We start from the raw sequence: 24,654 nt of genomic DNA on the forward strand, positions 1-24,654 counted from the left end.
GCTTATCCTTGCCGGTATGGGTGACACAGCGCCACGTCGGCGAGACGCCGAGTCGACCCGGCAGCTGCTGCTCGACGCCGCCCGCCGACGCTTCACCCGAGATGGGTACGCGGCCACCACGGTGCGCGACATCGCCACCGACGCGGGCGTCAACGTGGCGCTGATCAGCCGGTACTTCGTCTCGAAGGAGGGGCTGTTCGAGGCCTGCCTGGGCGGGGCGGTGGACGAGCTGGGGCAGGTCGTCCGGCACGAGGTGAGCCTGGCGGACCTGCCGCTGCTCATCGCCCGGCAGCTCACCGCGTCGGGCGCGGCGGATCATCCCAACAAGATGTTGATGCTGCTGCGGCGATCCGGGGACGAGCGGGCCGACGAGATCCGCTTCGCCGTGCTGCGGTCGTTCGCGGATCGGCTGGCCGCGACATCCGGCCTGACCGGCGACGACGCCCCGCTGCGGGCCCAGCTGGTGGTCGCCGCCGCCTTCGGGATCGCCCTGATGCGCACCACCTCCGGCCTCGAGCCGCTGACCTCGGCGACCGAGCAGGACCTCCTCGACCCGCTGCGTGACCTGGTCGAGGGGGTCCTGGGCTCGCCCGGCTAGTTCACGACGCAGGCGACGCCGTCCGGCTCGTCGGAGATCTTGGTGGGCTCGTCGCCGGTGTCGTTGCCCTCGAAGAGCTCGCAGAGGTGGATGTCGTCGGCCCCGGCGCCCGCCAGGGTGATGCCGGAGAGGGCGACCCGGTCGCCCAGGTTGGCGTTGACCCCGGCCAGCACCTTGCCCGGCGCGGTCGCGGTGACGTTCTCGATGGTCACCGTGCGGGCCGCCTGCGAGCTGCAGTTGCCACACGAGCGGTAGAGCTTGCCGAAGTCGCTGACCGCGAAGTTGCGGATCGTGACCGAGCCGCCGGCCAGCCGGTTGTCCTGGAACACCTTGTCGGTGCCCTTGGCCGCCGAACCGCCGTCGACTACGACGGTGGCACCGGACCCCCGGAAGGTGGCCGCGTCCTCGCCGACGTCCTCCCAGGTCACGTTGCTCAGCGTGCAACTGCCCGAGCAGTGCACCCCGTCGGCGGCCGGCACACCGAGGATCACGTTGCTCAGGGTGGCGCCGTCGGCCAGCTCGAACATCGGGTCCTGGCCCTCGTCCTGGCCGCCGTCGCCGAGCGCGCCGTCCGCGACGAACCGCTGCCCGCCGCCGTCGAAGTCCCCGCTGACCTCGATGGTCGCGGTGACCAGCTGGTCGGCCAGCGTACGGGGCGACTCCGCGGCCGAGGCGAAGTGCGTGGTCGCGACCGCGGTGGCCGCGGCCAGGGCGACCGCGCCGGCGGCGATGATCCGCGTTCTCGTTCTGCCCGTTCGTGGTGCCACGTGCTGCCTCCCTGCGTCACGGCGGCCCGCCGTTCGGGCCGCTGGGCGACAACACGTTCGCGAGCCACCAAAGGGATGCGTCCGGGCGAATCTGATTGAAGTCGCTCATTTGGTTGCTCGCCGACGCCCGGAAATTTCTCCGTCACTTCCCTAGGGTGGCGTCGTGGATCTGACGGTGCCGGTTCTTCTGCTCGATCTCGATGGCGTGCTGAACCCCTTCGCCGCCCCGACCTGTCCCGACGGCCACCAGGAACGCGTGCTCTTCGAGGGCGAGGAACCGGTGCGCTTCTGCCCGGCGCACGGCGGCTGGATCCGTGAGCTGGCCGCCGCCGGTGAACTGCGGAGTCCATGATGGATGCATGCTGGAATCGGTGACGTTGCGGAACGCGGTGGAGGCCGGTTTCACCGAGCTCTGGTACCGCGTCGAGAAGCGAGAGAACTCGTGAACCCGGAGCGAGCCGGGCAGGTCCGGCGGCTTCTCTTCCCCGAAGGCGCCTATCACGAGATCAGGCACGGGCTGCACGAGCCGACGATGGCCTTCGACGGTGGCGACTGGGCCCGCGACGTGCTCGATCCGTGGATCGCCGCCCATCGGCCGATCGTCGCCGCGCTGCACGAGGCCGGCCGTCCCGAGATGGCGGCGGTGGCGCTCGAGGCCGAGGACCGGTGGGCGCTCTACGCGTTCAGCCACCTGATCGACGAGCTGATCCTGCCGCTCCAGCCGCCGTCCATCGACCCGGAATACCCCGCCGACTGGCTGCCGCCGCAGATCTACCGGCAGTTCATCGCCGCGATCGGTGGCACCGTCCCGGACGCCGACGCCTTCCACCCGTTCCACCACGAGATCGTCGCGGTCGGCCCGGCCGCCGAGTGGTGGCCGGGATGCATGGTCGGCTAGCTGCTGCTGGCCCGGGCCGGCGTAACCGTCCCGGCCGGGACCGAGCGCCTGGACCCGGTCGTGGCGACCACCTCGTGCATGTACTGGGCGTCGCGCCGCCGGCACCGGGACGGCGTCGACCTGTCCCACGGCTTGGGCAGCAACTCCCGCTGGCGCACCAGCTTCCGCCGCGACTACCTGCTGCCCGGCCGCTACGCCTACAACGTCGACGCGGCGCTGCGCCCGGCCTCCGACGGGCCACCCAACGACCTGCCGCCCGACGCCATCGACCTGCTGCGCCACCGCTGCAGCACGACCACCGACCACGGCAACGACGTGTGGATCTGGGACACCCACCACGAGGAGCCGAGACCGGTGACCTGATGCGGGCTCTACCTCGCGACTAGGTTGACCGGTCGGTCGTCCCGTTCCTCGTGTTTCAAGAGGACCTGGTTCAGTTCTTCTTTGGCGGACCCGGAAGCCTTGCCGAACACCTGCTCATTGATGATCTCGGTGATCCTTTTCATCGGATCAGAAACCTGAGGACGCAGATACGCACGCACGCGGAGCAGTTGCTCGAGCCCATCGGGCACGCGATGTAGCGGTGTGCCTTCCCGGATTGTCCAGCCGTTCCGCTCCCACAGGTCCAATACGTGATTGAGGTGGTCCTCGATCTGGCCGATCTTCTTGACGACCTCGACGGTTCCGCCTCCGAGCAGATTCGTCTGACCGAACTGTTTCGCCTTGTCCTCAAATCCAAGTTGCAGTCCATTGAGAACAAGCATCTGGGCGTGGAAGCCACTGGCCTGTTCCTTGGTGAGCACCGCGGTCCGCCTCACCTCCTCTCGCTCGGCGCTGGGGTAGGTCTTCAGGTCAAGTCCGAGACTGCGTATGGTGCGGCGGACAGACTTGACGCCGTTGTAGAGGGCGACCAGCGAAGCGAGCTCGGCGCGCACCTTTGCTTTCTCCGCGGCCTTCGTCTCGCGTCTAGCGGCGACGACTTGCCAGATCGCTGCCAATGCGCCGCCCAGCACACCGACCGCGACCACTTGAACGCCCGCCTTGGCGACCTCCAACCACAGCTCGTCGAACCAATCATCGTGGCCGAGACGGGCCCGCCAGGCACCTATGACTATCGCGATGAGTCCGACGCCGGTGAAAAGCGCCAACAGCCACCAAGGATGACTGCGAGCCAGCAATTTGCGCATATCCACACCCCAGCTCGGTGAATTAGGTTTGTGACCGGGGACAAACTCCAGTCGTAGGGCACCCGGACGGGCGCCGCAATCGCCTTCTTGACACATTTATGGTCGTCTATCAGGCACGCTTTTCGGCCGTTGATCCGATGATCGGATGGAATACGGTCGCATCGTCGATGCTTGCGCCATGGCCGGGCCAATGTGTCCTTGTGAGCGCTCGACGGGGATGACAGGCGGATGGGCCGACCCGAGTGGAGGGGCTGTGGCGGTGCGGTCGCTGGGTTGGCTGGGCGTGCGGACGTCGGCTGCCGACGCGATGAACGCCTTCTATCGCGACGTATTGCGGCTCGAGGTGATCCTCGAGCGGCCGGGCGCGACCTGGTACCGGCTCCTGGACGGCACCGAGGTGCACGTCTATGGCCCGGCCGACGAGTTCCACGAGTTCTTCGGGACCGGGCCGGTGGTCGGCCTCGCCGTGGAGTCCTTCCGGGAGACGCACGCCGCTCTGGCCGAGGCTTGTGTCGAATTCCTCCATCCCGAACCGCAGCGCGCCGACGGCCGTGCCTGGCAGCACTTCCGCGCCCCCGACGGCAACGTCTACGAGATCATCGGACCCGACGATCTGGGACGCCCGGACGACTAGGCGCGGTGCCACCAGCGGTGGGTCGCCGGGATGCCGGTGGGCACCTCGAACGGGGGTGCGTCGGCGACCAGGTCCGCCAGCTCCTCGTCCAGTTCGCCCAGGTGGAAGTCGTTCAAGGGTGGCTCGGGCCAGGTGCCCAGGTCCAGCAGGTCCTGGTAGCCGGTGCGGGCCAGCAGCGCGTCGTCCAGGTCCAGCGAGCCGATGTTGATCGCGGCGCGGGCGATCAGCGGGCCGAGCGTGGCCGCCCGCTCCCGCAGGGGCGCCGCCGCGGCGTCGTCGACCAGGGCTGCCGAGCCCAGCTCGATCTCGGCCAGCCCGACGTTCACCAGCGCGGTCCGTGCCGTGCCGGGAAAGTCCTGGGCCTCGGCGGCGTCCAGGTAGCGGATCGCGGCGGCGATGCGGTCTCGCGCCGTCACTTGATCGTCTTTCCGGTGGCGCTCGCGATCAGTGCGTAGTTTTCGCGCGCGATGACGATCGCCGTCACCTCAACCCCCTCGTGCGTCCGTTTGAAGACCATCTTGGCTGCGCCGCCGCCGGCGTCGCCCAGTTCGGCCAGATTGCCCTCCGCGACGGTACGGCGCGCACTCGCCAGATAGGCCTGCGCCCGTCCCTCGAACGAGGTCGCCGTGCCCATCTCGCTGCCCGGCAACTCGCCGAAGTGCTTGTCCGGGTGGTAGGCCGCATTGGCTTCGCTGCCGAAGGTGAGCCGGGTCGCGCCGCCCTTCACCGACTCCGCCGTGGCCGGCGCGCCGAGATCCGCCCAGCCGATGCCGCCCAGCTTCTCCATCGCCCCGGCGCGCTCGCCGAGCGCCTTGTCGACCAGACTCAGATCGGCGGTGAGCTGCTCGGCCGCCACCACCTTGAGGTTCTTGTTCGCATAGGCCGGGTTGCCGACCAACGTCTCGGCCTGCTCGTCGACCCGCTTCTTGAAGAATTCCCAGCGGTCCACCATGTCGCCCGGGCTGGACGCCCCGTCGGCCGCCCACCTAGCCGCGTCCTCGCGCACCTTCTGCGGCACCTTCTTCACCAGGCCGCCACCCTTGTCGAGGGTCTTGATCCGGTTGAGCTGGTGCGGCTCGATCCTCAGCATCTTCGGGTGATCGGCCAGGCCGTACTCGGCCAGGATGTCCTTCGACGTCTGCGGCATGTCGATCAGGCCGGGCTCGAACGTCGGCTGCGTCGCCGCGGTCCCCGGCGTGCCGACGCCCATCTCGATCTCGCCCGGCCGGATGCCTTTGTCCAGCGCCGCGCGCACCTCGGCCGGGGTCTGTTTGCCGAGCAGCCCGACGATCTGCTCCGGCCCGCTCTCCATCCGCTTGACCAGCGCCGCCAGCTCGGCCGCGTTGTCACACTTGGGCAGCAGCGCGAGCGCCGACTCGGTGCTCAGCCCGGTGGTGCTCAGCGAGACCATGCCGGCCTGCTCGCCGGCCGCCAGCCCGAGCATCCGGTCGGCCAGCCGCGGGTCGTTCGTCCACTTCAGCATGGCCTCGGCGAACCCGGCGTTGTCCGCGCTGCGCACCAGCAGGCCGAGGCCCTCCGCGTCGGTGGTCATCCGCAGCAGCCGCTCGGCGGTCACCGCGTCCGGCACGTGGTCGAGCACGTTGGTCAGCTTCTTCGCGTCGCCGGCCAGGTCGATCAGCTCGGCCATCTTGCCGGGCTCGCCGAACATCAGCGCGTACTCCAGGTGGCGCACGTCGCCGGTCTTGGCCAGCATCCGTTCGAGCAGCAGCGAGTCGCCGGTGGCCGCGAGCAGCTCCTCGAGCTTCGCCAGGTCCTTGACCTGGGCCATCATCTTCTCGGCGGCGACCGGGTTCACCTTCATCAGCGCGCTCAGGTGGGTCATCTCGGCCGGGATCTTGCTCGCGCCGCGGCCGACCAGCCGCAGCGCGCCCCAGACCGCCGCCATGCCGCCGACCAGCAGCAGGTTGAGGCCGAAGCCGATCCACGCCGTGCGCAGCGCCGCCCGGGCCTGCTCGACGGTGACGCCGCCGATCGCGCCGGTCGGGTCGAGCTCGGCCAGGTCCAGCAGCTCGTAGGCGTCGGAGACACCCTTGGCGCCCATCGCCACGCCGGCCACCGCGTCCACCCCGGCGAGCACCAGCCCGGCCGCGCCCGGCACCACCAGCGACGCGACGGTCAGCAGGCCCAGCCCGACGAAGACCAGGAAGTCGTGGTCGAGCTCCTTGACGTGCTCCTCCCACTGCCAGCGCGCGATCGCATAGGCCTTGAAGGGGTTCTCCGGCACGATCGCCCAGCGGTCCAGCGCCGCGCCCATCGTGGTGTAAGGCTCATAACCCACCAACCCCAGACGGGTACGCGCTTCGTCGTACACCGCCTTCGTGTAGTCGACCGGCTTGTAGTCGCCGTCCAGAATGCGCTTGCGCACCTTCTCGAACCCGTCGACCGCCTCGCGCATGTCGTCCTTCTTGTCCTCCGCCTTCTCGTCGTTCTCCAGGTTCGCGGCCTCGCCGCGCATGAAGTCCCGGGCCTGGATCAGCGCGGGCACCTCGGCCACGGTGAGGGTGGTCCCGTTCGCCTCCACCGAGTCGAGGTCGCCGGACTGCAGCCGGGTGACCACGTCGTCCAGGAAGTGGCCGCAGATCTTGAAGCGGGCCGCCGCGTCGGCGCGATATTTCGGCCAGTTCGCCAGGTGCTCCGACATCTGGTCGCGGTTGTGCGTGATCTGCTCCAGCGCCACCGTCTTGAGCATCGGGATCCAGGTCTTCTGGATGAACTCGTCGGCGGCGAGGGCCTCGTTGCGGATGATCCCGGCGATCGTCTCGAAGCTGGTGTCGAGCTGGCCGGCGATCTGCAGCTTGCTGGCGGTCTGCTGGGCCTCGATCGCGGACTTGAGCCCGCTTAGGCCCTGGAACACGGCGAGCAGCCCGGCCACGCCGCGGGCGTCCTCACCGTTGACCGACCACGCCGCGGCGATCCCCTCGTACCAGGAGGAAAGGCCGCGCTCGAGGAGCGCTCCCGGCCGCAGGTGCGCGGTCAACGCGGTGGTCAGCGCGGCCGTGGCCGCGATCTTCTGGCTGTAGCCGAACGGGTCCTGCGCGATCGCGAACTCTTCGGGGCTGAGACTTTCCGGGCCCGCGGTGGCGAAGCGGTCCGCCAGGCCCGCGTGGAAGGTCTGCAAAGATCGACCGACCAGGACGAGGGTACGCAGCGCGTTGAACGCCGCCCGCTGCCCGACATCGGACCAGAAGGCGCCGGTGAACCCGGGTTGGGTCACCGCCCAGCGGGGGAAGTCCTTGGTCAGCGCCTCCAGCAGCTCGGTGCGCAGGCCGCTGATGTCCGCCGTCTGCACGAACTTCTCCGGGGTGCGCTGGTCGGCCACCCACCGGTCGAGCAGGAACTTCTCCATGGTGCGCGGCGCGGCCTCGGACACGTAACGGGTGACCAGCTCGCGGCGCAGCGCGTCCATCTCGCCGCTCGGCTCGAACGCGGCCAGGTCGAAGTCGTCAGCGATCAGCCGGGTGTCCCGGATGGTCGGCAGCCACTGGGCCAGGAACGCCTCGCTGTGCGTCCGGGTCATCTCGCCGGTCTGCAGCTCGGAGGGCGCCGGATCGGTTGCCGCGTAGCGCGCGTAGATGATCGGGCCGAGCAGGTCGGGATGCGCGGCGAGACCCGGCGCCGGCTCGGGACCGGTCTTCGTCTCGCGGTCCAGGATGGTCAGCGCGAGCTCGTACCGGTCCTTGCGGGCCGCGTCGAGCACCGTGACCGACGGCGCCTGTTCGCGGCCGCGCAGCGCGGCCACCTCCACCGCCCAGTCGATCTCGCCCGGCCGCAGCGTGCCGGAGGCCTCCAGGCTCTGTTCGAGCGGGTAGCGCAGCCGGCTGTTCCGGACCGCCGCCGCGCGGGCCGCGAACCGGGCGGTGAACCGGGTCAGCGCGCCGGCCTGCGGCCACGCGTTCAGGTCCCGGCGCAGGTCGTCGGCGACCGGCGGGCTCTGCAGATAGACCTGGCTCTCGTGCATCGGCCCGGCGTCGTCGTGCAGCGCGGCGACGATCTGCGTCTCGATGGCGGCGATGTTCTGCGGGTTGGCGCGCAGGTTGTCGACCAGCGCCTTGTCGAGCTCGGCGATCGGCCACCAGAAGCTCACCGACGACCCGCCGAACGAGACGTTGAGCAGCAGGTCGGTGTCGGTGAGGTCGCCGGGGGAGCGCCACACGTCCTCGTCGCCACCGCCGCCGCCGCCGGAGTGCACGTGCGGGGTGCGGCCGCCGGCGATGAGGTCGGCGGCCGCCTCGGCCTCGCGCTCGGCCGGGCTGTCCGGGTCGCTGACGGTCAGGCCGGCGCCGCTGGGGGAGGCCGCTGGGGTGCCGCCGCCCTGCAGGGTGTGCGCCACCTCGTGGGCCAGCAGGTGGGTGCCGGTCGGGGTGCCGGGGTCGTAGCGCCCGGCGCCGAAGAACACGTCCTGGCCGGTGGTGAAGGCCTCCGCGTTGAGCGACGAGGCCAGCCCGGCCGCCTCGGCGTCGCGGTGGATGCGCACCCCGGAGAGGTCGGCGCCGTAGCCGGACTCCATCTCGGTCCGCACGCCGTCGGCCATCGGCTCGCCCCGGCCCAGCCGGGAGGCGATCCGTGGCGCGAGACTCGGCAGATCGGGCGGGCCGCCGCCGTGCTCGACCATGCGGGCCACCGCGCGGTTGCCGGCCGCACCCAGCAGGCCCAGCATCTGCGCTGCCGCGGGCGAGGGTGACCGCCCCGGCGCCGGCTTCACGTCCGCCTCGGAGCGGCGTGCGGGTTCGGGCTGCAGCGGAACCTCGCTCTGCGCCATTGTCCGCAGTCTGCGATGGAATCAGCAGCTCACGCCATGGTCAGTCGGGCAGCGATGGGTGCAGTTCGCACCAGTCGATCCAGCGCTTGGCGTCATCCAGGTCGTACTTCGGGCCCAAGGTCATGACGGTGAACAACGTGACCCCCTGCGCGAGCAGCGCCGGCCCGACCTCCGCCGGGTCACCCTCGACGAAGGTGGACCGCTCGATCGTGGCCGGGTCGCGCCCGAGGTCACGGCAGTGCCGGTCCAGGACCGCCGACTGCCGGTCCAGTTCGTCGCCCTCGGCGAAGGTGTGCCAGATCCGCGCGTGCTCGGCCGCCAGCCGCAGCATCCTGGTCCCGCCGCCGGCCACCAGCACGGGCACGCTCGACCCGACCGCGGCGAGCACGTCGGCGACCTGTTGGACCCGCTCGGCCGGGGTGCCGAACGCGAACCCGTACTGCTGGAACTCCCACTCCCGGAAGCCGGCGCCGACGCCGAGCACGAAGCGGCCGCCGCTGATCTCGTGGACCGTGCGGGCCATCGCGGCGAGCAGGCCGGGTTCGCCGTAGCCGGCGCAGCTGACCAGCGGCCCGATCCGCGCCGTCGATGTGGACTCGGCCCAGGCGCCGAGCATCGTCCAGGCCTCGAAGTGCTCGCCGGTGCGGACCTTGCCCAGCGGGAAGAAGTGGTCCCAGTTGAACACCGCGTCCGCGCCGATCGCTTCGGCGGCCGAAGCGGCTCGCCGGATGCCCGGGTAGTCGGAGTGTTCCTGCGCGACCTGGACGGCGACCCGAGGCTTCGACACCCCGAGGAGGGTAACGGTCCAGACGACTTCGCGCGGTCAGCACCGCGCTGCGCGCCGCCCGGCCTCCAACGCCCGGAACGCCCGCCAGAGCGGCCTGGCCGACGCCGCGCCGGCCTGAGCCGGGTTGGCCTCGCTGCGGCCGGCCTGAGCGGGCTCGCCTCGGTGCAGCGGGCCTCAGCCGGGTCGGCGGTCCAGGCGGATCACCGGGAGCTCGCGGTCGGTCTTGGTCTGGCATTCCGCGAAGCGCGGCGACGCGGCGGTGATCTGCTGCCATGCCGCGGCCCGTTCGTCCCCGGCGAGCTGCGACGCGGTCACCGGGATGACGCCGCCGGTCAACTCGACGCTGACCCGGTCGGGATTCGCCGCGAGGTTGTGGTACCAGGCCGGATTGCCGGGGGCGCCGCCCGCGGACGCCACGATCAGCCAGCTGTCGTCCGGCCCGGGGAACCATGCGACCGGGCTCCGGCGCTCCTCGCCGCTCTTGCGGCCGATGGTGGTCAGGATCAGCACGTTCATGCCCATCGTGCGGCCCTTGCGGCGGATGCGGCGGGTGATCAGCCGGTTGGCCCAGATCAGCAGCGCACCCTTGGGCTGGCGTGCGCCCCTGGTGCCCCGGCGGGTATCGAACGCCATGTGCGCCTCCTCGGATTGAAACTTCGCGCCGCGAATTAATCTAGTTCGCAGCGCGAAGTTCCGCAAGGTAATCTGACGGCGTGGAGATGACGAAGGCCCAGGGCATCCCGGCCGCCCTGGTGCGGCTGTCGTTCCTGGTGCAGCGGCTCTATGCGCGGGCCTGCGCGGAGCACGACCTGAGCGCGGCGCAGGCCCAGCTGATGTGCGTCATCAAGGACCAGCCGCGCGGCATGACGGAGCTGACCCGGATGCTGGGTCTGGAGCGACCCGGCCTGACCGGCCTGGTCGACCGCGTCGAGCGCCGAGGTCTGCTGATCCGCGAGTCCACCCCGGCCGACCGGCGCGCGGTGATCCTGACCCTCACGCCGCCGGGCAAGCAGCTGATCGAGGCTTTCTACGCCGACGTCTCGCACCGGCTGGACGACGTCGCCGCCCACCTGCCCGCGGCCGATCGGCGGGCGTTCGAGCGCATCGCCGGCGCGATCCTCACCACCGAGGACGTCCCGGACATCTTCGGCGGCGCCTGCCACCGCGGCCGGACGTGCCCCGACCCGATGCGAGCTGATTAGGGCCTCAGCGCATCGGCCGACCCGCGGGGAGGCGGGGGTAGACGCGACGGGCGTTGTGCTCGTAGACGGCGGCCGCGGAGGACGCCGGCAGTCCCAGAGCCTCCACATAGCGGCGGGTGTCGTCGAACGGGAAGCCGGTCTGCGGGTCGATGCCGCGCACCGCGCCGATCATCTCGGAGCCGAACAGGATGTTCCGGTGGTCGATGACCGCGAAGAGGAGGTCGATGCCGGGCTGGTGATAGACGCAGGTGTCGAAGAAGACGTTGCCCAGCACCGTCTCCTCCAGCGGCGGCCGCCGCAGCATGTCGGCCAGGCCGCGGAACCGGCCCCAGTGATAGGGCACCGCGCCGCCGCCGTGCGGGATCACCAGGCGCAGGGTGGGGAAGTCGCGGAACAGGTCCGCCTGCAGCAGCTGCATGAAGGCGGTCGTGTCGGCGTTCAGGTAGTGCGAGCCGGTGGCGTGGAAGTTCGGGTTCGTCACCGCGGACACGTGCACCATGGCCGGCACGTCCAGCTCGCACATCGCCTCGTAGAACGGGTACCAGGCGCGGTCGGTGAGCGGCGGCGAGGTCCAGTGGCCGCCGCTCGGGTCGGGGTTCAGGTTGCAGCCGGCGAAGCCCAGGTCGAGCACGCATCGGCGCAGCTCGGGGATCGACCGCTCGATCGGCACGCCGGGGGACTGCGGCAGCTGGCACACCCCGGCGAACCGGCCGGGGAACAGCGACACCACCCGGGCGATCAGGTCGTTCGACACGGTCGCCCAGCGCGCGCTGACCGACTCGTCGCCCTGGTGGTGGCCCATCGCGGAGGCGCGCGGCGAGAAGATGGTCAGGTCGATGCCGCGCTCGTCCATCAGTCGCAGCTGCCCCTCGGCGATCGACCGGCGGATGTCGTCGTCGGAGAGCAGTGGATAGGGCGGCGGGGTCTTGGAGCTGAGCTGTCGTGCCCGCCAGTCGGTGTGCGCTGCCGGTGCGGTCGTGTAGTGGCCGTGGCAGTCGATGATCATGACGGTTCGGCGTAGGGGACGTACTCGATGCCCAGGCCGGGCAGGCGCTCGCGCATCCCGTACCGGTCGAGGCCGAGCTCACCGCGGCGGAAGGCCGCGCGGGTCTCGTCCTCCTTCGCCACCCGGGCGCGGGCCGCATCGAGCGCCGCCGGCGCCGTGTGGCGCGGCACCACGGCCACGCCGTCGTCGTCGGCCACCACCACGTCGCCGGGCCGGATCAGCTGTCCGCCCAGCACGATCGGCACGTTCACCGAGCCGGGCGTCTCCTTCACCGATCCCTGCGCGTGCACCGCCCGCGACCACACCGGGAAGCCCATCTCGCGCAGCGCCGCGACATCGCGCACGCCGGTGCCGAGCACCGCGCCGAGCACGCCGCGATGGGCCAGCGAGACCGCGAACAGCTCGCCGAACAGCCCGTCGGTCGAGGGCGAGTTGGTGGCCACGACCAGGACGTCGCCGGGCCGGCACTGCTCGACCGCGACGTGGATCATCAGGTTGTCGCCGGGCCAGCAGAGCACGGTGACGGCGGTGCCGCCGATGCTCGCACCGGGCCAGGCCGGCCGGAACTCGGGGCCGAGGCAGCCGGTGCGGCCCTGCGCCTCGTGCACGGTGGCCACGCCGCACCTGCCGAGCGCCTCGGCGTCCGCCCGGTCCGCGCGGGGTGGGTCTGTCACCACGACGGTCCGCATCACCCGAGCCTAGCGAAGAACGCGGTCCATAAAGGAGAGCTGCCGCGCCCAGGCGTCGGCGCAGTCGTCGCGATGCCGGTCGAAGGCCTGATCGAAGAAGCTGTGCGGCGCGTCCGGATAAACGTGCAGGTCGACCTCGACGCCGGTCTGGTCGTGCACCGCCGCGGCGAACGCCTTGGTCTCCGGCAGCGGCGTGAAGTCCTGCCCGGCGGCGAGCATCAGCAGCGGCGCCGCGACCCGATGGGTGATGTCGGCGGCCTGCGACGGGATGCCGTAGAAGCCGATCGCGCCGGCCAGGTCGTCGCCGTGCGCGGTCTGCCGCCAGGAATACGCGCCCCCGATGCAGAAGCCGAGCACGAACACCGACGTGGCGGCCGTGTTCGCGCGCAGCCACGCGATGCCCGCCGAGGCGTCCTGGGCGACCGTGGCGGCGAGGTCCGGCCGGATGTGCTCGCGATAGGGGAAGTCCTCGCCGCGGTCGCCGATGCCGGCGGTGCGCGCGTAGTAGTCGATCGCCAGCGCGTGCCGGCCCGCCTCGGCCCAGCGGATCGCCAGCTGGTGATAGAAGGGATGCAGGCCGCGGGCGTCCGGCAGGATCACCAGGGCTTGGCCGGCCGCCTCCGCCGGACTCGCGTGATAGGCCCCGACCCGGGTGCCGTCGGCCGACGTGAGGACCATGCGGCCGTGCGCACCGACGGGTCCGCTGATCGGGGGCGCGGGCGGTTTGGCGCTGTCCGGAAAGCACATGATCCACACCCTAACCGCCATTTGGTTTGGTCACAAAACCTTGATGTGTTTGTAGCAAAACTATATCGTGTCCGTTGTGACGCTTCCCGAGGAACAGCTCTCCGGCCTGCTGCGCTCGCTGTGGCGCGCGCTGGTCCGGGCCACCCGGTCGGCCGAGCAGCTGCCCACCCTGCCCGAGGCGCAGGCGCAGCTGTTGCAGCGGCTGATCGCGGCCGGCCCGCTCTCGCCCGCCCAGCTCGCCGACGACCTGCACCTGGCCCGGCCCACCGTCAGCAACCTGGTGCGCGACCTGGTCGCCGAGCAGTTCCTGGAGCGGCGCCCGTCGCAGACCGACGGCCGGTCGGTGCTGCTGCTGCCCACCGACCGCGCCCGCAAGGTGCTCGAGGCGTTCAGCCGCGGGCGGGTCGAGGTGCTCGGCCGGGCGATGGCGGACCTGCCGGACGACGACCGGGCCAAGCTCGTCGCCGCGCTGCCGGCCCTGAACCGTCTACGTGAGCGCCTGGAGGCCTGACCCGATGAGCAACAAGCCGCGCTACATCCACCACGTGAACTTCCCGACCACCGACCCCGAGCGCACGAAGGAGTGGTACGCGAAGGTCTTCGGGCTCAAGGCGATCACGCCGAAGAGCAATACCAAGGTCGTGCTGATGACCCGCGGCAACTTCGATCTGCACTTCACGCCGGTCGAGGAGATGGACCGGATGGCGCCCTACCACTTCGCGATCGAGGTGGACGACTGGGACGGCTTCCTGGCGCACCTCGCCGAGCTCGGCATCCGGCACACCCGACCGATCGAGCGGCCGGAGAACAAGTCCAAGTTCTGCTACATCCACGATCCCGACCACACGATGATCGAGTTGGTCTTCCACGGGAACCGGCCCGCCTGAGCATGGCCGACACCTTCAAGTTCCGCATCGACCACCACGGCAGCCTCGGCAAGCCGCCGGGCCTCAGTGCCGAGACGATGGATCAGGCGATCGCCGAGGTGGTCCGCACGCAGCGCCGGCTCGGGTTGTCGGTGGTCACCGACGGGGAGTTCCGCCGGGCGGGTCCGCTCAGCGCCGTCGTGGACGCGGTGGGCGGTTTCCGCCGTACGGGAGACCGCTGGACCGCCGCCGAGGACCTGAAGCCGCATCGCACCCTGGTGGCCGACGACGTCGCCGCGGTGGCCGCCCTGACCCAGGTGCCCGCCAAGGCGACCCTGCCGTCCCCGGCCTTCGTGGCCGCACAGTGCTTCGACCCGGACGCCGGCTCACCGTGGCGCAGCGCCCGCGAGCTGGGCGAGGCGGTGGCCCGGATCATTCACGACGAGATCGAGCAGATCATCGGCCGCGGTGTCCGCTATGTGCAGCTGAACAATCCGGCCGCCTTCGACCCCGCACCCCACGGGTTCACGCTCGACGACGCGATCGCCGTCGACCGCCTCGCGGTGACGCTGACCGACAAGCCGGCCGATGTCCGGATCGCGCTGTGCCCGGCGACCACGCTCACCGGGCCGGTGGACCGGGCGGCCGCCGAACGGCTCTTCACGGGCGTGCCGGTGGACCGCTGGCTCCTGCCCTGGACCTCGGGCAACCCGGCCGAGCGGGACCTGTTGCGCGCGGTGCCGGCCGACCGGGACGTGTGCCTCGGCATCGTCGATCCGGCCGCGCCCGCCCTCGAAGAGGTGGACACGATCCTGGACCGGATGGACGTCGCGTTCGGCCTCAAGGACCTCGAGGACCTGGCGGTGAGCCCGAGCACCGGCTTCCCGGCCGTCGCCGACCTCGTCCACGTCGAGACGATCGCTCGAATGTGCTGGGGCAACGAGCTGTAAGTCCCATGCCGCCGGGCCCGCGCGCTTCTACAGTCGGGGCATGGCGGATCGGAGCATCGGCATCGTCGGGGCGGGCATCGTCGGTCTGGCCATCGGCCGCGAACTCACCCGGCGCCGGCCGGGCACCCGGGTGGTGGTGGTCGACAAGGAGAACCGGGTCGCCGCGCATCAGACCGGGCACAACTCCGGGGTGGTGCACGCCGGCATCTATTACCAGCCGGGCAGCCTGAAGGCGACGCTGTGCACCAGGGGCGGCGCGATGCTGCGGGAGTACTGCGCCGACCGCGGGCTGCCCTATGAAGAGTGCGGCAAACTGGTCGTCGCGGTCTCCGCGGACGAGGTGATGCGCCTCGACGCGCTCGCCGCCCGGGCCGGCACGAACCTGGTGCCCGGCCTGCGCCGGATCGGGCCGGCCGAGATCCGCGAGATCGAGCCGCACGCCACCGGGCTCGCCGCCCTGCACTCGCCGCGGACCGCGATCACCGACTTCACCCGCATCGCCGAGTCGTTCGCCGAGGACATCGTGGCGGCCGGCGGCGAGGTGCGGCTGGGCTTCCCGGTCAGTGCCGTCACGGTCGCCGACGCCGGGATCTCGCTGGGCAACGACCACGACCAGCTCCGGGTGGACGAGCTGATCGTCTGCGCCGGCATCCACTCCGACCTGGTGGCGGCGCTGGCCGGCGACACCGCGGCGCCGCGCATCGTCCCGTTCCGCGGCGAATACATGAAGGTCCGCGACGAGAAGGCGGATCTGGTCCGCGGGCTGATCTATCCGGTGCCCGACCCGCGCTACCCGTTCCTCGGCGTGCACTACACCCGGCGGGTGTCCGGGATGCTCGAGGTGGGGCCGAACGCGGTGCTCGCCACCGCCCGGGAGGGCTACCGGCGGCGCGACGTCTCGGTGCGCGATCTGGCCGGGATCGCCGCCTGGCCGGGCACCTGGCGGATGGCCGCGAAACACTGGCGCACCGGTGTGCGGGAGGTCCGCGGCTCGCTGGCGAAGGGCGCCTACATGAAGGCGGCCCGCCGCTACGTGCCGGAGATCGGGGCGGCCGACGTGGTGCGGGCCGGCTCCGGCGTACGCGCCCAGGCGCTGGACCGCGACGGCGGTCTGGTCGACGACTTTCGCATCCACCGCCTCGGCCCGGTCACCGCCGTCCGCAACGCGCCGTCCCCGGCGGCCACCTCCAGCATGGCCATCGCGGAGCACGTCGCCGACGTCCTCGATCTCGCCTAGAGTCGTGGCGTGGCCGACAAGTGGACCCTGCATCGCGACGGGCGCCTCATCGCCGACCTGGTCGTCACCGGCGGTGACTTCCCCTGGCTCAACGCGCGGCTGGAGCCCGGTCCCGAGTTCGCCGGCGTCCGCCCGCTCTTCGACGCGGAGGTCCGCCTGCTCTCGTCGATCGACGACGAGGGGGACCGGTGGGCGGCGGCCTACGCCGACATCCGCCGCACGGTGACCCTGCGCGATCCGGACGGCTCCGAGGTGCCGGAGTTCCTGTTGCACATCGACGGCGACGAGGCCTGGTGGCGCTGGAGCGACGAACCGTTCGAGGAGTCGTGAGCTGGGTCTTCTCGTCCTCTTCGGACGGTTTTCCGGACCTCCCACCCGTCGAGAACACCGTCCTGCTGACCGAGACCGCCTATTTCGCCGCCGCACCCTCCGCGGGATGGCGGTTCGGTTCCTTTCCGGGCGGCGCGGCCTTTCTGCAGGCGCCGGGCCACGCGCCGGTGCTGTCGCTGATGCCGCCGGAAGCGGTGACCGCGCTTGCCGCCGCGCTGCCGCAGATCAAGACGGTCGATGTGGACGCTCGGCTGGCCGAGGTCGCGGCGCGTGCCTGGGGTCTGGTCGAGGGGTCGCGGATCCGGTTGCACCGGCTCGGCCGCCTGCGCCGGCCATCGCTGCCGCCCGGCACCCCGCGGGTGGCCACTGTGGCCGATCGGCCACTGCTGGTTTCCTGGTACGACGAACTGATGGCCGCCCATCCCGAGGATGCGAGCGAACTGGCCTATGTGGTGGACGAACCGCTGCGGTACGGCGGCATCACGCTCTGGGAGACCGGCGGCGTCCCGGTGGCGATGGCCGGCCGCAGCCGCGTCGTGGCGGGGATGACGCGGCTGAGTGCGGTCCACGCGCCCGGCGACCCGGCGCACGGGCGAGCCGCGCTGGTGTCGGCCTGCGCCCCGGCCTCGGAGGTGGCACGGGACGTGCTGATCTTTACGGCGGCCGACGATGACAGCATGCGTGAGCTGGGATTCGAGCCGGTGCTGGACCGGGTCGTGCTGGTCGCGTCAGCGTAGGGCCGGGAAGACCGTGGCGGCGATCAGGGCGCCGACGACGGTGCCCGCGATGACCTGGGCGCGGGTGTGTGCGGTCAGCACGACGCGGGACCAGCCGACCAGCGGCACCGCCGGCGCCGCGAGCAGCGCCCACGGGCCGAAGACCGCGGTCAGCACGGCGACCGTGCCGGCCGCGACGCCCGCGTGGATGGACATCTTCCACCAGTGGGTCACGACCGCGAAGACGGCGATGCCGGCGCCGCCCGCGATCAGCACCGCGATCACGTCGCGGGGTGCGCCCAGGACGATCAGCAGGACCAGGCCGACGGTCAGCGAGGCGATGCCGAAGAGCAGCGGCAGGCGGCGGTGCTCGCGGTCCGGGATGTGGTGGCTGGCGTATCGGCCCTGGCGCACGCCGCGCAGCACGTAGGCGAACGGGATCGCGGCCGCGAAGACCGCGCCCGGCAGGCCCCACCAGCGCGAGACGCCGTCCTGGCCGCCGGCGTGCCAGCCGACCACCACGAGTTGCGCGCCGACCAGCACGGCCGGCGCGAAGATCTCGGACACCCAGCGGGCGATTCTGGCGGCCACCACGGGAGCCTATCGATCATCTAAGCTCGCGGCCGACACAGCCGAGCACGGGGGACAGCCGCAATGTTGGGACGTAAGAAGGGACCGAAGGATCCGCACCTCGATCCGACCTTCGGCGACCCGCACCTGAAAGCCCTGATCCAGGCGTTGCGGAAGCGGAACTGGAAATTCGCCACGGAGCTGTTCGGCATGGCGGCGGACCCGGACGAGTTCGCCTTCCTGATGGAGGGCGCGGCCGGGCTCGAGGCCGGGGTCGACGGCATCCAGGAGTGGGTCGCCGACTGGATCGCCGCCGAGCCCGACGCCACGCTGCCGGTGCTGGTCGCCGGCTGCCACGCGGTCAACTGGGCGTGGCAAGCGCGGGGCGGCAAGCGGGCGCGATACACCAGCGAGGAGCAGTTCCGGGCCTTCCACGAGCGGCTGGCCTATGCCGAGCGCCTGCTGCAACGGGTGGTCGACCAGGACCCGGACAACATCACCGCGTGGACCTGGCTGGTCACCAGCGGCCGGGGCATGCAGATCGGGCACGCGGAGGCGCTGGACCGCTTCGAGGCGGTGACGCGGCTGCACCCGGGGCATGTCGTGGCGCACGAGCAGCGGTTGCAATATCTGTGCGCGAAGTGGTCCGGCAGCCGCGAGGAGATGTTCGCCTTCGCCCGGGGCGCCGCGGCGGGCGCCGGACCCAACAGCCTGCTGCACGAGCTGGTGGCGGTCGCCCACATCGAGAACTGGCTGCAGACCGAGCCGCAGGAGGAGGCGAACGCGTACATCGTGTCGGACGAGGTCGGTGCCGAGTTGCTCGCCGCGGCGGAGAACTCGATCTTCCACCCGGACTACATCCCGGCCGGCCCCGGCTGGGCGCCGCGGGTGTCGACCTTCGCGATGGCGTTCGAGCTGGCCGACGAGTTCGACGCGGCCTGGCGCGCGTTCGCGCTGCTCGACGGGCTGGTCACCCCGTGGCCGTGGATGATGCTCGGCGACCCGATGGAGAAATACACGTCGTCGCGCGACTGGGTGCACACGAACCGCGGCGGCTGATGTCCATCGCGGAGAGCATCAACACGCTGGTGCGGTTCTGCGCGCTCCGCGACGAGCCGTTGCCGACGGCGGACGTGGCGATCCTGTTCGGCGGGAGTGTGCTGGGCGGCGCCGACGTCTTCGCCGAGGCCATGCGCGCCGGAGCCGCTTCGCGTTACCTGGTCGTCGGCGGCGAGGGCCACACGACCGAGGCGTTGCGCGCGCAGTTGCCCTGGCCCGATTCGGCTTCGCTGAGCGAGGCGGCGATGTTCGCCCGCTATCTGCGGGAGCGGCACGGCCTGACGGTCGACCTGCTGGAGGAGCGGTCCACCAACTGCGGGAACAACGTCACGAACGCGCTCGCCGTGCTGCGGTCGGCGCGGGTCCCGCACGACCGGTTGCTGCTCGTCCAGGACGCGACCATGCAGCGCAGGATGGACGCGGGCTTCCGCCTGCACGCCCCACCGGGGACCAGCATCCGCAACTACGCGTCCCACCGGACGCTCGTCACCGAGGCGTTGGAATACGTCGACCCGCCGACCGGCATGTGGCCCCTCGACCACTACGTGTCCCTGCTGTTGGGCGAGGTGCCGCGCCTGACCGACGACGAACACGGGTACGGACCCGCCGGCCGCGGTTTCATCGCCCACGTCGACGTCCCCCCTGCGGTGCACCGGGCCCACCACCACCTGCGCGAGACCTTCACACCCCGGGCGGCCGACCCGCGCTGGGCCGGCTGACCCGCGCTGGGCCGGCTGACCACGCGCCGCCGGCCGGAGTTGGTCCGGCGGCGTCCTTGCCGTGCCTGGCCGGGCCTGGCCGGGCCTGGCCGGGCCTGGCGGGGCCCGGCCAGGGTCAGTCGCCGGGGCCGAAGCCGGGCGGGCCGGACGGGTTGGCGTTCGGGGCGTCCGGGGCCTTGCCCTTGCTCACCTGGATGGTGACGAAGCCGCCCTTCACCGTGCGGCCGGATGGCTCGGTGCCCGCGGCCTGGCCCTTCGGGCAGTCGGAGTCGACCTCGGTGCCCACCGAGGCGGTGAAGCCCGCGCTCTCCAGGCGGCTCTTCGCCTCCTCGACGCTTCCGCACTTGATGCCGGGGATGGACTGCTGCTCGCCGAGCGCGATCTTCGTACCCTTGGGCTTCTTGAACTGGGTCTTGGGTTTGCCCTTCATGATGTCGCGCAGCGTCTTCTCCACCGCCGGGTTCACGATGTCGTGCCGCATCTTGTAGGGGTGGTTCTGGTAGTCCGGATTCACCAGATAACCCGCCACCACCATCGACGTCGTGCCGACGATCAGGGACGCCGTCTTGTCGCTGTCGGTGGTGCCGGTCTTGCCGAAGATCGGATGGTTCACGATGCCGCGGGCGTCACCGGCCGTCTGGTGACCGCCGCAGGAACCGAGCTGGGCCTGGTCGCCGACCGGGCAGCGGGCCGCGTCGAGCGCCGCACGGGCCACGTCGGTCTCGGTCGCCTTCTCGCAGGACGGGTTGCCGATGCCGAGCTTCTCCTTCTGCAGCGTGGTGATCTGCAGCACCGGGGTCGGCTCGCAATATTTGCCGTCCGCGGCCAGCGTGGCATAGGCGTTGGCCATGTCCAGCGGTGTGGACGAGGAGACGCCGAGGGTGAAGGAACCCCAGTCGTGCGCGGAGTTCGTGGCGAGATCCTGGTCGTGCGGGTCGCGGAACTGCACGCCGAAGCGCCGGGCCGCGTCCACCACCTTCTCCGCGCCGACGCGCTCCTCCAGCGGCACGAAGTAGGTGTTCACCGAGGCCCCGAAGCCCGTCCACATGTTGTACGGGCCCTTCTCGCTCTGCGACGCGTTGGTCGGGCAGTAGTGCCCGCCGCACTCGGCCGGCGCGCCACCGTCGCGATAGAGCGGTGATTTGTACCGGTAGGTGGTGTTGATCGGGTACGCGAGCGGCAGCCCGTTTTCCAGCGCCGCCACCATGGTGAACATCTTGAACACCGAACCGGCCTGGTAACCGGTGATGTCGCCACCGCCGCTCAGCAGCGGGTTGGTGGTGTTCGGATAGGTGCCGCGCAGCCCCTTCCTGGCCTTCTTGGGATCGGACGACATCTTGTTCTGCGGGTCGACGGCATCATCGATCTTGAACCGCCGGTTGGCGGCGAGCGCGCGGACCCGGCCGGTGCCCGGCTCGATGCCCGCGAGCAGCAGCGCGTCGCGGTCGTTCACGCCGATCTTCGCCGCGATGTTCTTGCTGGCCGCCTTCGTCGCCGCCACGTCCATCGACGCCTGGATGCGGTAGCCGCCGCTCTTCAGCCGGCGCTCCCGCTCGAACGGGGTCTTGCCGAACTCCTCGCGGCTCATCCACCAGCGGTAGAAGTAGTCGCAGAAGAAGCCCCAGCTGTTCGTCTTCACCGCCGCGCAGCCGTTGCCGCTGCGCTTCGCGGTGTGCCCGAGCTTGACCTTGAGCGCGTCGGTGGCCTGCTGCGGCGTGATGAAGGCGAGATCGCGCATGTTGCCGATCACCCAGTCGCGCCGGGCCAGTGCCTTGGGGTAGCCCTGGGCGGTGGTCGGGTCGAAGCCGGACGGCGACTTGACCATGCCGGCCAGCAGCGCCGACTCCGGCACGGTGAGGTCCTTCGGCCGCTTCTGGAAGTAGACCTGGGCGGCCGCCGCGATGCCGTAGGCCCCGTTGCCGAACGGCGCCTGGTTGAGATAGCCCTGCAGGATCTGCTGCTTGGACATCTCCTTCTCCACCTGCATCGCGTATTTCATCTCGGCGATCTTGCGCTGCTTGGTGTCCGTGGTGGCGTCGATCACTTCCTGCGGGCTGTGCGCCGAATAGGACAGTGACATGCGCACGTACTGCATGGTCAGCGTGGATGCGCCCTGCTGACCGTCGTTGGAGCCGCTGTTGTTGCTGACGAACGCCCGGGCGATGCCCTTCACGTCGACGCCGTTGTGCTCGTAGAACTTGTGGTCCTCGGCCGCGACGATCGCGTTGAGCATGTTCGGCGAGATGTCCTTGAGCGGCACGTCGCTGCGGAACTCCTCCCAGAAGACCGCGATCTCGGTCTTGCCGTCGGCCGCCACCATGCGGCTCAGCTGCGGCGCGGTGACGTGCTTGAGCTCGCTGGGCAGGGCGGCGAAGGACTCGCCGCCGGCCTTGGCCGCGAGGCCCGACATGGCCACGGCGGGGAACGCGGCCGCCGCCACCACGAGACCGGAGAGCAGCCCGCAGAGCAGGAGGATCCCGGCATTGGCAAAGAACTTGCGGTCAGGTCGGCGCATCGATCCCTCAAAATGGACAGGCGGTAACTGGCGGAGGGTATCGGGTGTGCGCAAAGCCCGCCCGAGACGACTTCTGCCGGCCAGCGCTGCGTGAGTGCTTGATCTACGGACGGTGTGCGAACGCCCAGGCCGTCATCAGCGGGAACTCCGCTCGCCACAGGGCGGGCCCGTGAGACCCGGCACGCTCGCTCAGCACGACCTCGGCGCCCGCGTCGCGCAGCGCGACCGCCCATCGGGTCGCGTTGTCGAGGAAGAACTGCTCCTGCCGGCCGGCGACCAGGTAGGTGCGCGGCAGGCGGCTCGGCAGGTCGCCGGCCGGCTGGTAGCCGGCGCCCGGGGAGCCGGAGAGGATCGCGCCGTAGATCTCCGGATGCCGGAGCCCGAGCGCGATCGCGAGCTCCCCGCCGGCCGACGCGCCGAACACGGCGGTGCGCTCGGCGGGCAGTATGACGCCGAACCGCGACCGGGCCCATCGGCGGGCCTCGCCGACGAAGAACCGCTCGTGCGCGGCGAACCGGTCCGCGTCGAAGACCGGTGAGTATTCGTGGAGGCGCAACGTCTCGTCGGCCGAACCGTGCACCCCGACGATCATCGTGGCCGCTCCGGCGACCTGGCCGCCCCACCGTGAGACCGTGTGGCCGTCGGCGGCGAACACGATCGACTCGGCCGGTTCCGGCGGGACGTAGACCGTCACCTGCCGGCCGCCGTCGTAGTCGAACGTCTCGGTGACCAGCTCTCCGGCGATCGGGTCATCCATGGCCGGACTCCAGCGCGGCCAGGCGGTCGCGGACCTTGTCGCCGATGGTGGTGAGCGTTCGCAGCTCGTCCGCGGTGAGGTGGTCGATGAGCACGTCGCGGACGTCGGCGACGTGCCGCGGCGCGGCGGCGCTGATCAGCTCGCCGCCTTTCGGGGTGATGGCGATGACCGCGCTGCGCTGGTCGGTCGGGCACCGCTCGCGGGTCACCAGGCCGCGGTTCTGCATGCGGCTCAGGTGCTGGGACAGGCGGCTCTTGTCCCAGCGCAGCAGTTCGCCGAGCGCGAACGACCGGAGCCGGCCCTCGGGCGCCTCGGAGAGATGCGCGAGCACCTTGTAGTCGGCGCCGGAGATGCCGCACCGGGTGCGGAGCTGCCGCTCGATGAACTCCGCGACGCCGTCCTGCATCGTCATCAGGCTGCGCCAGGCGCGTTCCTCCTGCTCGTCCAGCCACCGCGTCATGACCGTCACGCTACCGCTTGGTTGACGTGTGAACCAATGCCTGTCTAGCCTGTGGTTCACATGTTAACCAAATGGAGGCGGTCATGACTGCATCGGCACGGCACGCGATCGTCGGCGGCGGGAACATCGGGTCGGCCCTGTCCCGGGTGTTCGCCCGAGCGGGCGTCGAGGTCGACATCGCCAACACCCGCGGGCCGGAGTCCGTCGGCCCGCTCGGTGTGGGTGTCCACGCGGTGGCCGTGGAGGAGGCGTTGCGCAGTGAAGTGATCTTCCTGGCGATCCCGTTCGCCGCGGTCGAGCGGTTCGGCGGGTCGCTGCCGGACTGGACCGGCAAGATCGTGGTCGACATGACCAACCCGCACTACGCGCCGGGTTCGGCGGAGGTGCTGCGGGACCGGCTGTCCGCGCACTACACCGCCGAGAAGCTGCCCGGCGCCGAGGTGGTCAAGGCCTTCAACCAGCTGCCGGCCGGCACCCTGGCTGCCGAGCCCTCCGCCGGCCGGCGAGTGATCTTCATCGCGTCGGACGCGCCGGAGGCCGGTGAGCGGATCGCAGCGCTCGTCCGCGAGCTGGGGCTGGCCGCGGTGCAACTGGGCCGGATCGACGAGGGCGGCCGCTTGATCGAGGCCCCGAACGCCCTGGTCCTGCGCAACCTCATCGAGCTGCCGCTGTAAAGCGCCAAGGTCGTGGTCCAAACCGCAACACCACCATCGGGTACGCCGTGGCGAATGCCGGCGGCCACACGGCGGCGGTCAGCGCTCTCGCCCCGCGGATCGCAACCGACCAGCGGCTCAGAGAGAATTGTCGGACCGGCGGCCGAAGTGGCGATGTCTGCGGGCGGCCGCCGCGCCGATCAGCGTGCCGATGAGCAGCCCGGCGAGGGCGCCGAGGAAGCCGGTGCCGATCGCCGAGTCGACGGCCTCGTAGTCGCCGCCGAACCAGCCCCAAAGACCGCCGCTCACTGCGCCCGCCGCGAGTCCGGCCAGCGGAAAGAACGTCCGTCTCATCGTTTCTCCCTCGCGGGGACCCCGGCCGTCCCTCCACATTGCTCCAAATCGATTTCCGGACCCTACGGCAGCCGCTCGGATCTTTCGATCCGGTGAGGGGTGGGGGTGAGTGGGCACGGACCTGGCAGGGAGGCCGCCCCGCGGCCGAGCGGTCTCCCCGGGAGGGGCGCAGG

Annotated in this window: 29 protein-coding genes; 15 read left to right on the forward strand and 14 right to left on the reverse strand. The window is 71.0% G+C overall.

Going from position 1 to position 24,654, the window contains the following annotated elements:
• Positions 1-16: 16 nt before the first annotated feature.
• Entirely contained in the window at positions 17-598 is a 582-nt protein-coding gene (locus ACZ6TI_RS33350) for a TetR/AcrR family transcriptional regulator (RefSeq protein ID WP_465349174.1), read from the forward strand.
• Here ACZ6TI_RS33350 and ACZ6TI_RS33355 read toward each other — a convergent pair.
• On the reverse strand, positions 595-1,365 hold the full coding sequence (locus ACZ6TI_RS33355) for a pectate lyase (protein WP_465349175.1): 771 nt from the start codon (positions 1,363-1,365) through the stop codon (positions 595-597). The genes ACZ6TI_RS33350 and ACZ6TI_RS33355 overlap by 4 nt on opposite strands.
• Positions 1,366-1,528: 163 nt before the next feature.
• On the opposite strand from ACZ6TI_RS33355, the gene ACZ6TI_RS33360 reads away from it, so the two are divergent.
• The 3 genes from ACZ6TI_RS33360 (at position 1,529) to ACZ6TI_RS33370 (ending at position 2,626) form a co-directional block, all read left to right on the forward strand.
• Positions 1,529-1,717, forward strand: coding sequence for a hypothetical protein (locus ACZ6TI_RS33360; RefSeq protein WP_465349176.1), 189 nt, complete (start codon positions 1,529-1,531; stop codon positions 1,715-1,717).
• 90 nt (positions 1,718-1,807) lie between these two features.
• The gene (locus ACZ6TI_RS33365; RefSeq protein WP_465349177.1) at positions 1,808-2,263 is read left to right on the forward strand and encodes a hypothetical protein; all 456 of its coding nucleotides are present in this window, start codon (positions 1,808-1,810) and stop codon (positions 2,261-2,263) included.
• A gap of 60 nt (positions 2,264-2,323) precedes the next feature.
• Entirely contained in the window at positions 2,324-2,626 is a 303-nt protein-coding gene (locus ACZ6TI_RS33370; RefSeq protein ID WP_465349178.1) for a hypothetical protein, read from the forward strand.
• Positions 2,627-2,634: 8 nt separating this feature from the next.
• On the opposite strand, the gene ACZ6TI_RS33375 is transcribed toward ACZ6TI_RS33370, so the two are convergent.
• The gene (locus ACZ6TI_RS33375; RefSeq protein ID WP_465349179.1) at positions 2,635-3,450 is read right to left on the reverse strand and encodes a hypothetical protein; all 816 of its coding nucleotides are present in this window, start codon (positions 3,448-3,450) and stop codon (positions 2,635-2,637) included.
• A 253-nt stretch (positions 3,451-3,703) separates the two neighbouring features.
• On the opposite strand from ACZ6TI_RS33375, the gene ACZ6TI_RS33380 reads away from it, so the two are divergent.
• Positions 3,704-4,084, forward strand: coding sequence for a VOC family protein (locus ACZ6TI_RS33380; RefSeq protein ID WP_465349180.1), 381 nt, complete (start codon positions 3,704-3,706; stop codon positions 4,082-4,084).
• On the opposite strand, the gene ACZ6TI_RS33385 is transcribed toward ACZ6TI_RS33380, so the two are convergent.
• From ACZ6TI_RS33385 to ACZ6TI_RS33400, 4 genes are all read right to left on the reverse strand, one after another.
• Positions 4,081-4,500 (reverse strand): hypothetical protein, encoded by a 420-nt coding sequence (locus ACZ6TI_RS33385; RefSeq protein WP_465349181.1) that lies wholly within the window; start codon positions 4,498-4,500, stop codon positions 4,081-4,083. The two genes, ACZ6TI_RS33380 and ACZ6TI_RS33385, sit on opposite strands and share 4 nt — an antisense overlap.
• Complete coding sequence (locus ACZ6TI_RS33390) at positions 4,497-8,864, reverse strand: eCIS core domain-containing protein (RefSeq protein ID WP_465349182.1); 4,368 nt, start codon at positions 8,862-8,864, stop codon at positions 4,497-4,499. Before ACZ6TI_RS33390 ends, ACZ6TI_RS33385 begins: the two co-directional genes overlap by 4 nt.
• 40 nt (positions 8,865-8,904) lie before the next feature.
• Positions 8,905-9,651, reverse strand: coding sequence for an LLM class flavin-dependent oxidoreductase (locus ACZ6TI_RS33395; protein WP_465349183.1), 747 nt, complete (start codon positions 9,649-9,651; stop codon positions 8,905-8,907).
• A 174-nt stretch (positions 9,652-9,825) separates the two neighbouring features.
• Entirely contained in the window at positions 9,826-10,284 is a 459-nt protein-coding gene (locus ACZ6TI_RS33400; RefSeq protein WP_465349184.1) for a nitroreductase/quinone reductase family protein, read from the reverse strand.
• A gap of 86 nt (positions 10,285-10,370) precedes the next feature.
• Between ACZ6TI_RS33400 and ACZ6TI_RS33405 the strand changes: the two genes are divergently transcribed.
• On the forward strand, positions 10,371-10,853 hold the full coding sequence (locus ACZ6TI_RS33405) for a MarR family winged helix-turn-helix transcriptional regulator (RefSeq protein ID WP_465349229.1): 483 nt from the start codon (positions 10,371-10,373) through the stop codon (positions 10,851-10,853).
• A gap of 4 nt (positions 10,854-10,857) precedes the next feature.
• On the opposite strand, the gene ACZ6TI_RS33410 is transcribed toward ACZ6TI_RS33405, so the two are convergent.
• From ACZ6TI_RS33410 to ACZ6TI_RS33420, 3 genes are read right to left on the reverse strand one after another with little or no spacing between them, the layout of a single operon-like run.
• The gene (locus ACZ6TI_RS33410) at positions 10,858-11,859 is read right to left on the reverse strand and encodes an amidohydrolase family protein (RefSeq protein WP_465349185.1); all 1,002 of its coding nucleotides are present in this window, start codon (positions 11,857-11,859) and stop codon (positions 10,858-10,860) included.
• A complete protein-coding gene (locus ACZ6TI_RS33415) occupies positions 11,856-12,548 on the reverse strand; it encodes a 4-carboxy-4-hydroxy-2-oxoadipate aldolase/oxaloacetate decarboxylase (protein ID WP_465349186.1) in 693 nt (230 codons plus the stop codon). Before ACZ6TI_RS33415 ends, ACZ6TI_RS33410 begins: the two co-directional genes overlap by 4 nt.
• Before the next feature lie 9 nt (positions 12,549-12,557).
• The gene (locus ACZ6TI_RS33420) at positions 12,558-13,295 is read right to left on the reverse strand and encodes a dienelactone hydrolase family protein (RefSeq protein ID WP_465349187.1); all 738 of its coding nucleotides are present in this window, start codon (positions 13,293-13,295) and stop codon (positions 12,558-12,560) included.
• Positions 13,296-13,371: 76 nt separating this feature from the next.
• Between ACZ6TI_RS33420 and ACZ6TI_RS33425 the strand changes: the two genes are divergently transcribed.
• From ACZ6TI_RS33425 to ACZ6TI_RS33450, 6 genes are read left to right on the forward strand one after another with little or no spacing between them, the layout of a single operon-like run.
• A complete protein-coding gene (locus tag ACZ6TI_RS33425; protein WP_465349188.1) occupies positions 13,372-13,806 on the forward strand; it encodes a MarR family winged helix-turn-helix transcriptional regulator in 435 nt (144 codons plus the stop codon).
• A 4-nt stretch (positions 13,807-13,810) separates the two neighbouring features.
• The gene (locus tag ACZ6TI_RS33430; RefSeq protein ID WP_465349189.1) at positions 13,811-14,182 is read left to right on the forward strand and encodes a VOC family protein; all 372 of its coding nucleotides are present in this window, start codon (positions 13,811-13,813) and stop codon (positions 14,180-14,182) included.
• A 2-nt stretch (positions 14,183-14,184) separates the two neighbouring features.
• Positions 14,185-15,111, forward strand: coding sequence for a hypothetical protein (locus ACZ6TI_RS33435; RefSeq protein ID WP_465349190.1), 927 nt, complete (start codon positions 14,185-14,187; stop codon positions 15,109-15,111).
• A 40-nt stretch (positions 15,112-15,151) separates the two neighbouring features.
• On the forward strand, positions 15,152-16,348 hold the full coding sequence (gene lhgO, locus ACZ6TI_RS33440) for an L-2-hydroxyglutarate oxidase (protein WP_465349191.1): 1,197 nt from the start codon (positions 15,152-15,154) through the stop codon (positions 16,346-16,348).
• Between the two features lie 9 nt (positions 16,349-16,357).
• On the forward strand, positions 16,358-16,678 hold the full coding sequence (locus tag ACZ6TI_RS33445) for a hypothetical protein (protein ID WP_465349192.1): 321 nt from the start codon (positions 16,358-16,360) through the stop codon (positions 16,676-16,678).
• Positions 16,675-17,415, forward strand: a complete 741-nt coding sequence (locus ACZ6TI_RS33450) for a hypothetical protein (RefSeq protein ID WP_465349193.1) — start codon at positions 16,675-16,677, stop codon at positions 17,413-17,415. The genes ACZ6TI_RS33445 and ACZ6TI_RS33450 overlap by 4 nt, the downstream gene beginning before the upstream one ends.
• On the opposite strand, the gene ACZ6TI_RS33455 is transcribed toward ACZ6TI_RS33450, so the two are convergent.
• A complete protein-coding gene (locus ACZ6TI_RS33455) occupies positions 17,407-17,985 on the reverse strand; it encodes a phosphoesterase PA-phosphatase (RefSeq protein ID WP_465349194.1) in 579 nt (192 codons plus the stop codon). The genes ACZ6TI_RS33450 and ACZ6TI_RS33455 overlap by 9 nt on opposite strands.
• 63 nt (positions 17,986-18,048) lie before the next feature.
• On the opposite strand from ACZ6TI_RS33455, the gene ACZ6TI_RS33460 reads away from it, so the two are divergent.
• Positions 18,049-19,023 (forward strand): DUF4034 domain-containing protein, encoded by a 975-nt coding sequence (locus ACZ6TI_RS33460; RefSeq protein ID WP_465349195.1) that lies wholly within the window; start codon positions 18,049-18,051, stop codon positions 19,021-19,023.
• The gene (locus tag ACZ6TI_RS33465) at positions 19,023-19,742 is read left to right on the forward strand and encodes a YdcF family protein (RefSeq protein ID WP_465349196.1); all 720 of its coding nucleotides are present in this window, start codon (positions 19,023-19,025) and stop codon (positions 19,740-19,742) included. The genes ACZ6TI_RS33460 and ACZ6TI_RS33465 overlap by 1 nt, the downstream gene beginning before the upstream one ends.
• A 115-nt stretch (positions 19,743-19,857) precedes the next feature.
• Here ACZ6TI_RS33465 and ACZ6TI_RS33470 read toward each other — a convergent pair whose 3' ends face one another.
• From ACZ6TI_RS33470 to ACZ6TI_RS33480, 3 genes are all read right to left on the reverse strand, one after another.
• Positions 19,858-22,257 carry a transglycosylase domain-containing protein gene (locus ACZ6TI_RS33470; RefSeq protein WP_465349197.1) on the reverse strand — a complete coding sequence of 800 codons (2,400 nt, stop codon included), beginning with the start codon at positions 22,255-22,257 and terminating at the stop codon, positions 19,858-19,860.
• Positions 22,258-22,360: 103 nt separating this feature from the next.
• A complete protein-coding gene (locus tag ACZ6TI_RS33475) occupies positions 22,361-23,014 on the reverse strand; it encodes an alpha/beta hydrolase-fold protein (protein ID WP_465349198.1) in 654 nt (217 codons plus the stop codon).
• On the reverse strand, positions 23,007-23,474 hold the full coding sequence (locus ACZ6TI_RS33480; protein ID WP_465349199.1) for a MarR family winged helix-turn-helix transcriptional regulator: 468 nt from the start codon (positions 23,472-23,474) through the stop codon (positions 23,007-23,009). Before ACZ6TI_RS33480 ends, ACZ6TI_RS33475 begins: the two co-directional genes overlap by 8 nt.
• Before the next feature lie 83 nt (positions 23,475-23,557).
• Here ACZ6TI_RS33480 and ACZ6TI_RS33485 point away from each other — a divergent pair, with 83 nt between their 5' ends.
• The gene (locus tag ACZ6TI_RS33485) at positions 23,558-24,148 is read left to right on the forward strand and encodes an NADPH-dependent F420 reductase (RefSeq protein WP_465349200.1); all 591 of its coding nucleotides are present in this window, start codon (positions 23,558-23,560) and stop codon (positions 24,146-24,148) included.
• Positions 24,149-24,265: 117 nt separating this feature from the next.
• Here ACZ6TI_RS33485 and ACZ6TI_RS33490 read toward each other — a convergent pair whose 3' ends face one another.
• Positions 24,266-24,481 carry a hypothetical protein gene (locus ACZ6TI_RS33490; protein WP_465349201.1) on the reverse strand — a complete coding sequence of 72 codons (216 nt, stop codon included), beginning with the start codon at positions 24,479-24,481 and terminating at the stop codon, positions 24,266-24,268.
• Positions 24,482-24,654: the final 173 nt, after the last annotated feature.

It is taken from the genome of Actinoplanes sp. NPDC051388 (genome assembly GCF_055586225.1).

Bases quoted from the DNA above. Each gene is read 5' to 3' on its own strand.
- ACZ6TI_RS33350 (WP_465349174.1), top strand. From the start codon at position 17: ATGGGTGACACAGCGCCACGTCGGCGAGACGCCGAGTCGACCCGGCAG.
- ACZ6TI_RS33375 (WP_465349179.1), bottom strand. From the start codon at position 3,450: ATGCGCAAATTGCTGGCTCGCAGTCATCCTTGGTGGCTGTTGGCGCTT.
- ACZ6TI_RS33390 (WP_465349182.1), bottom strand. From the start codon at position 8,864: ATGGCGCAGAGCGAGGTTCCGCTGCAGCCCGAACCCGCACGCCGCTCC.
- ACZ6TI_RS33400 (WP_465349184.1), bottom strand. From the start codon at position 10,284: ATGGCGTTCGATACCCGCCGGGGCACCAGGGGCGCACGCCAGCCCAAG.
- ACZ6TI_RS33405 (WP_465349229.1), top strand. From the start codon at position 10,371: ATGACGAAGGCCCAGGGCATCCCGGCCGCCCTGGTGCGGCTGTCGTTC.
- ACZ6TI_RS33410 (WP_465349185.1), bottom strand. From the start codon at position 11,859: ATGATCATCGACTGCCACGGCCACTACACGACCGCACCGGCAGCGCAC.
- ACZ6TI_RS33415 (WP_465349186.1), bottom strand. From the start codon at position 12,548: ATGCGGACCGTCGTGGTGACAGACCCACCCCGCGCGGACCGGGCGGAC.
- ACZ6TI_RS33420 (WP_465349187.1), bottom strand. From the start codon at position 13,295: ATGTGCTTTCCGGACAGCGCCAAACCGCCCGCGCCCCCGATCAGCGGA.
- ACZ6TI_RS33430 (WP_465349189.1), top strand. From the start codon at position 13,811: ATGAGCAACAAGCCGCGCTACATCCACCACGTGAACTTCCCGACCACC.
- ACZ6TI_RS33435 (WP_465349190.1), top strand. From the start codon at position 14,185: ATGGCCGACACCTTCAAGTTCCGCATCGACCACCACGGCAGCCTCGGC.
- lhgO (WP_465349191.1), top strand. From the start codon at position 15,152: ATGGCGGATCGGAGCATCGGCATCGTCGGGGCGGGCATCGTCGGTCTG.
- ACZ6TI_RS33460 (WP_465349195.1), top strand. From the start codon at position 18,049: ATGTTGGGACGTAAGAAGGGACCGAAGGATCCGCACCTCGATCCGACC.
- ACZ6TI_RS33465 (WP_465349196.1), top strand. From the start codon at position 19,023: ATGTCCATCGCGGAGAGCATCAACACGCTGGTGCGGTTCTGCGCGCTC.
- ACZ6TI_RS33470 (WP_465349197.1), bottom strand. From the start codon at position 22,257: ATGCGCCGACCTGACCGCAAGTTCTTTGCCAATGCCGGGATCCTCCTG.
- ACZ6TI_RS33475 (WP_465349198.1), bottom strand. From the start codon at position 23,014: ATGGATGACCCGATCGCCGGAGAGCTGGTCACCGAGACGTTCGACTAC.
- ACZ6TI_RS33480 (WP_465349199.1), bottom strand. From the start codon at position 23,474: ATGACGCGGTGGCTGGACGAGCAGGAGGAACGCGCCTGGCGCAGCCTG.
- ACZ6TI_RS33485 (WP_465349200.1), top strand. From the start codon at position 23,558: ATGACTGCATCGGCACGGCACGCGATCGTCGGCGGCGGGAACATCGGG.
- ACZ6TI_RS33490 (WP_465349201.1), bottom strand. From the start codon at position 24,481: ATGAGACGGACGTTCTTTCCGCTGGCCGGACTCGCGGCGGGCGCAGTG.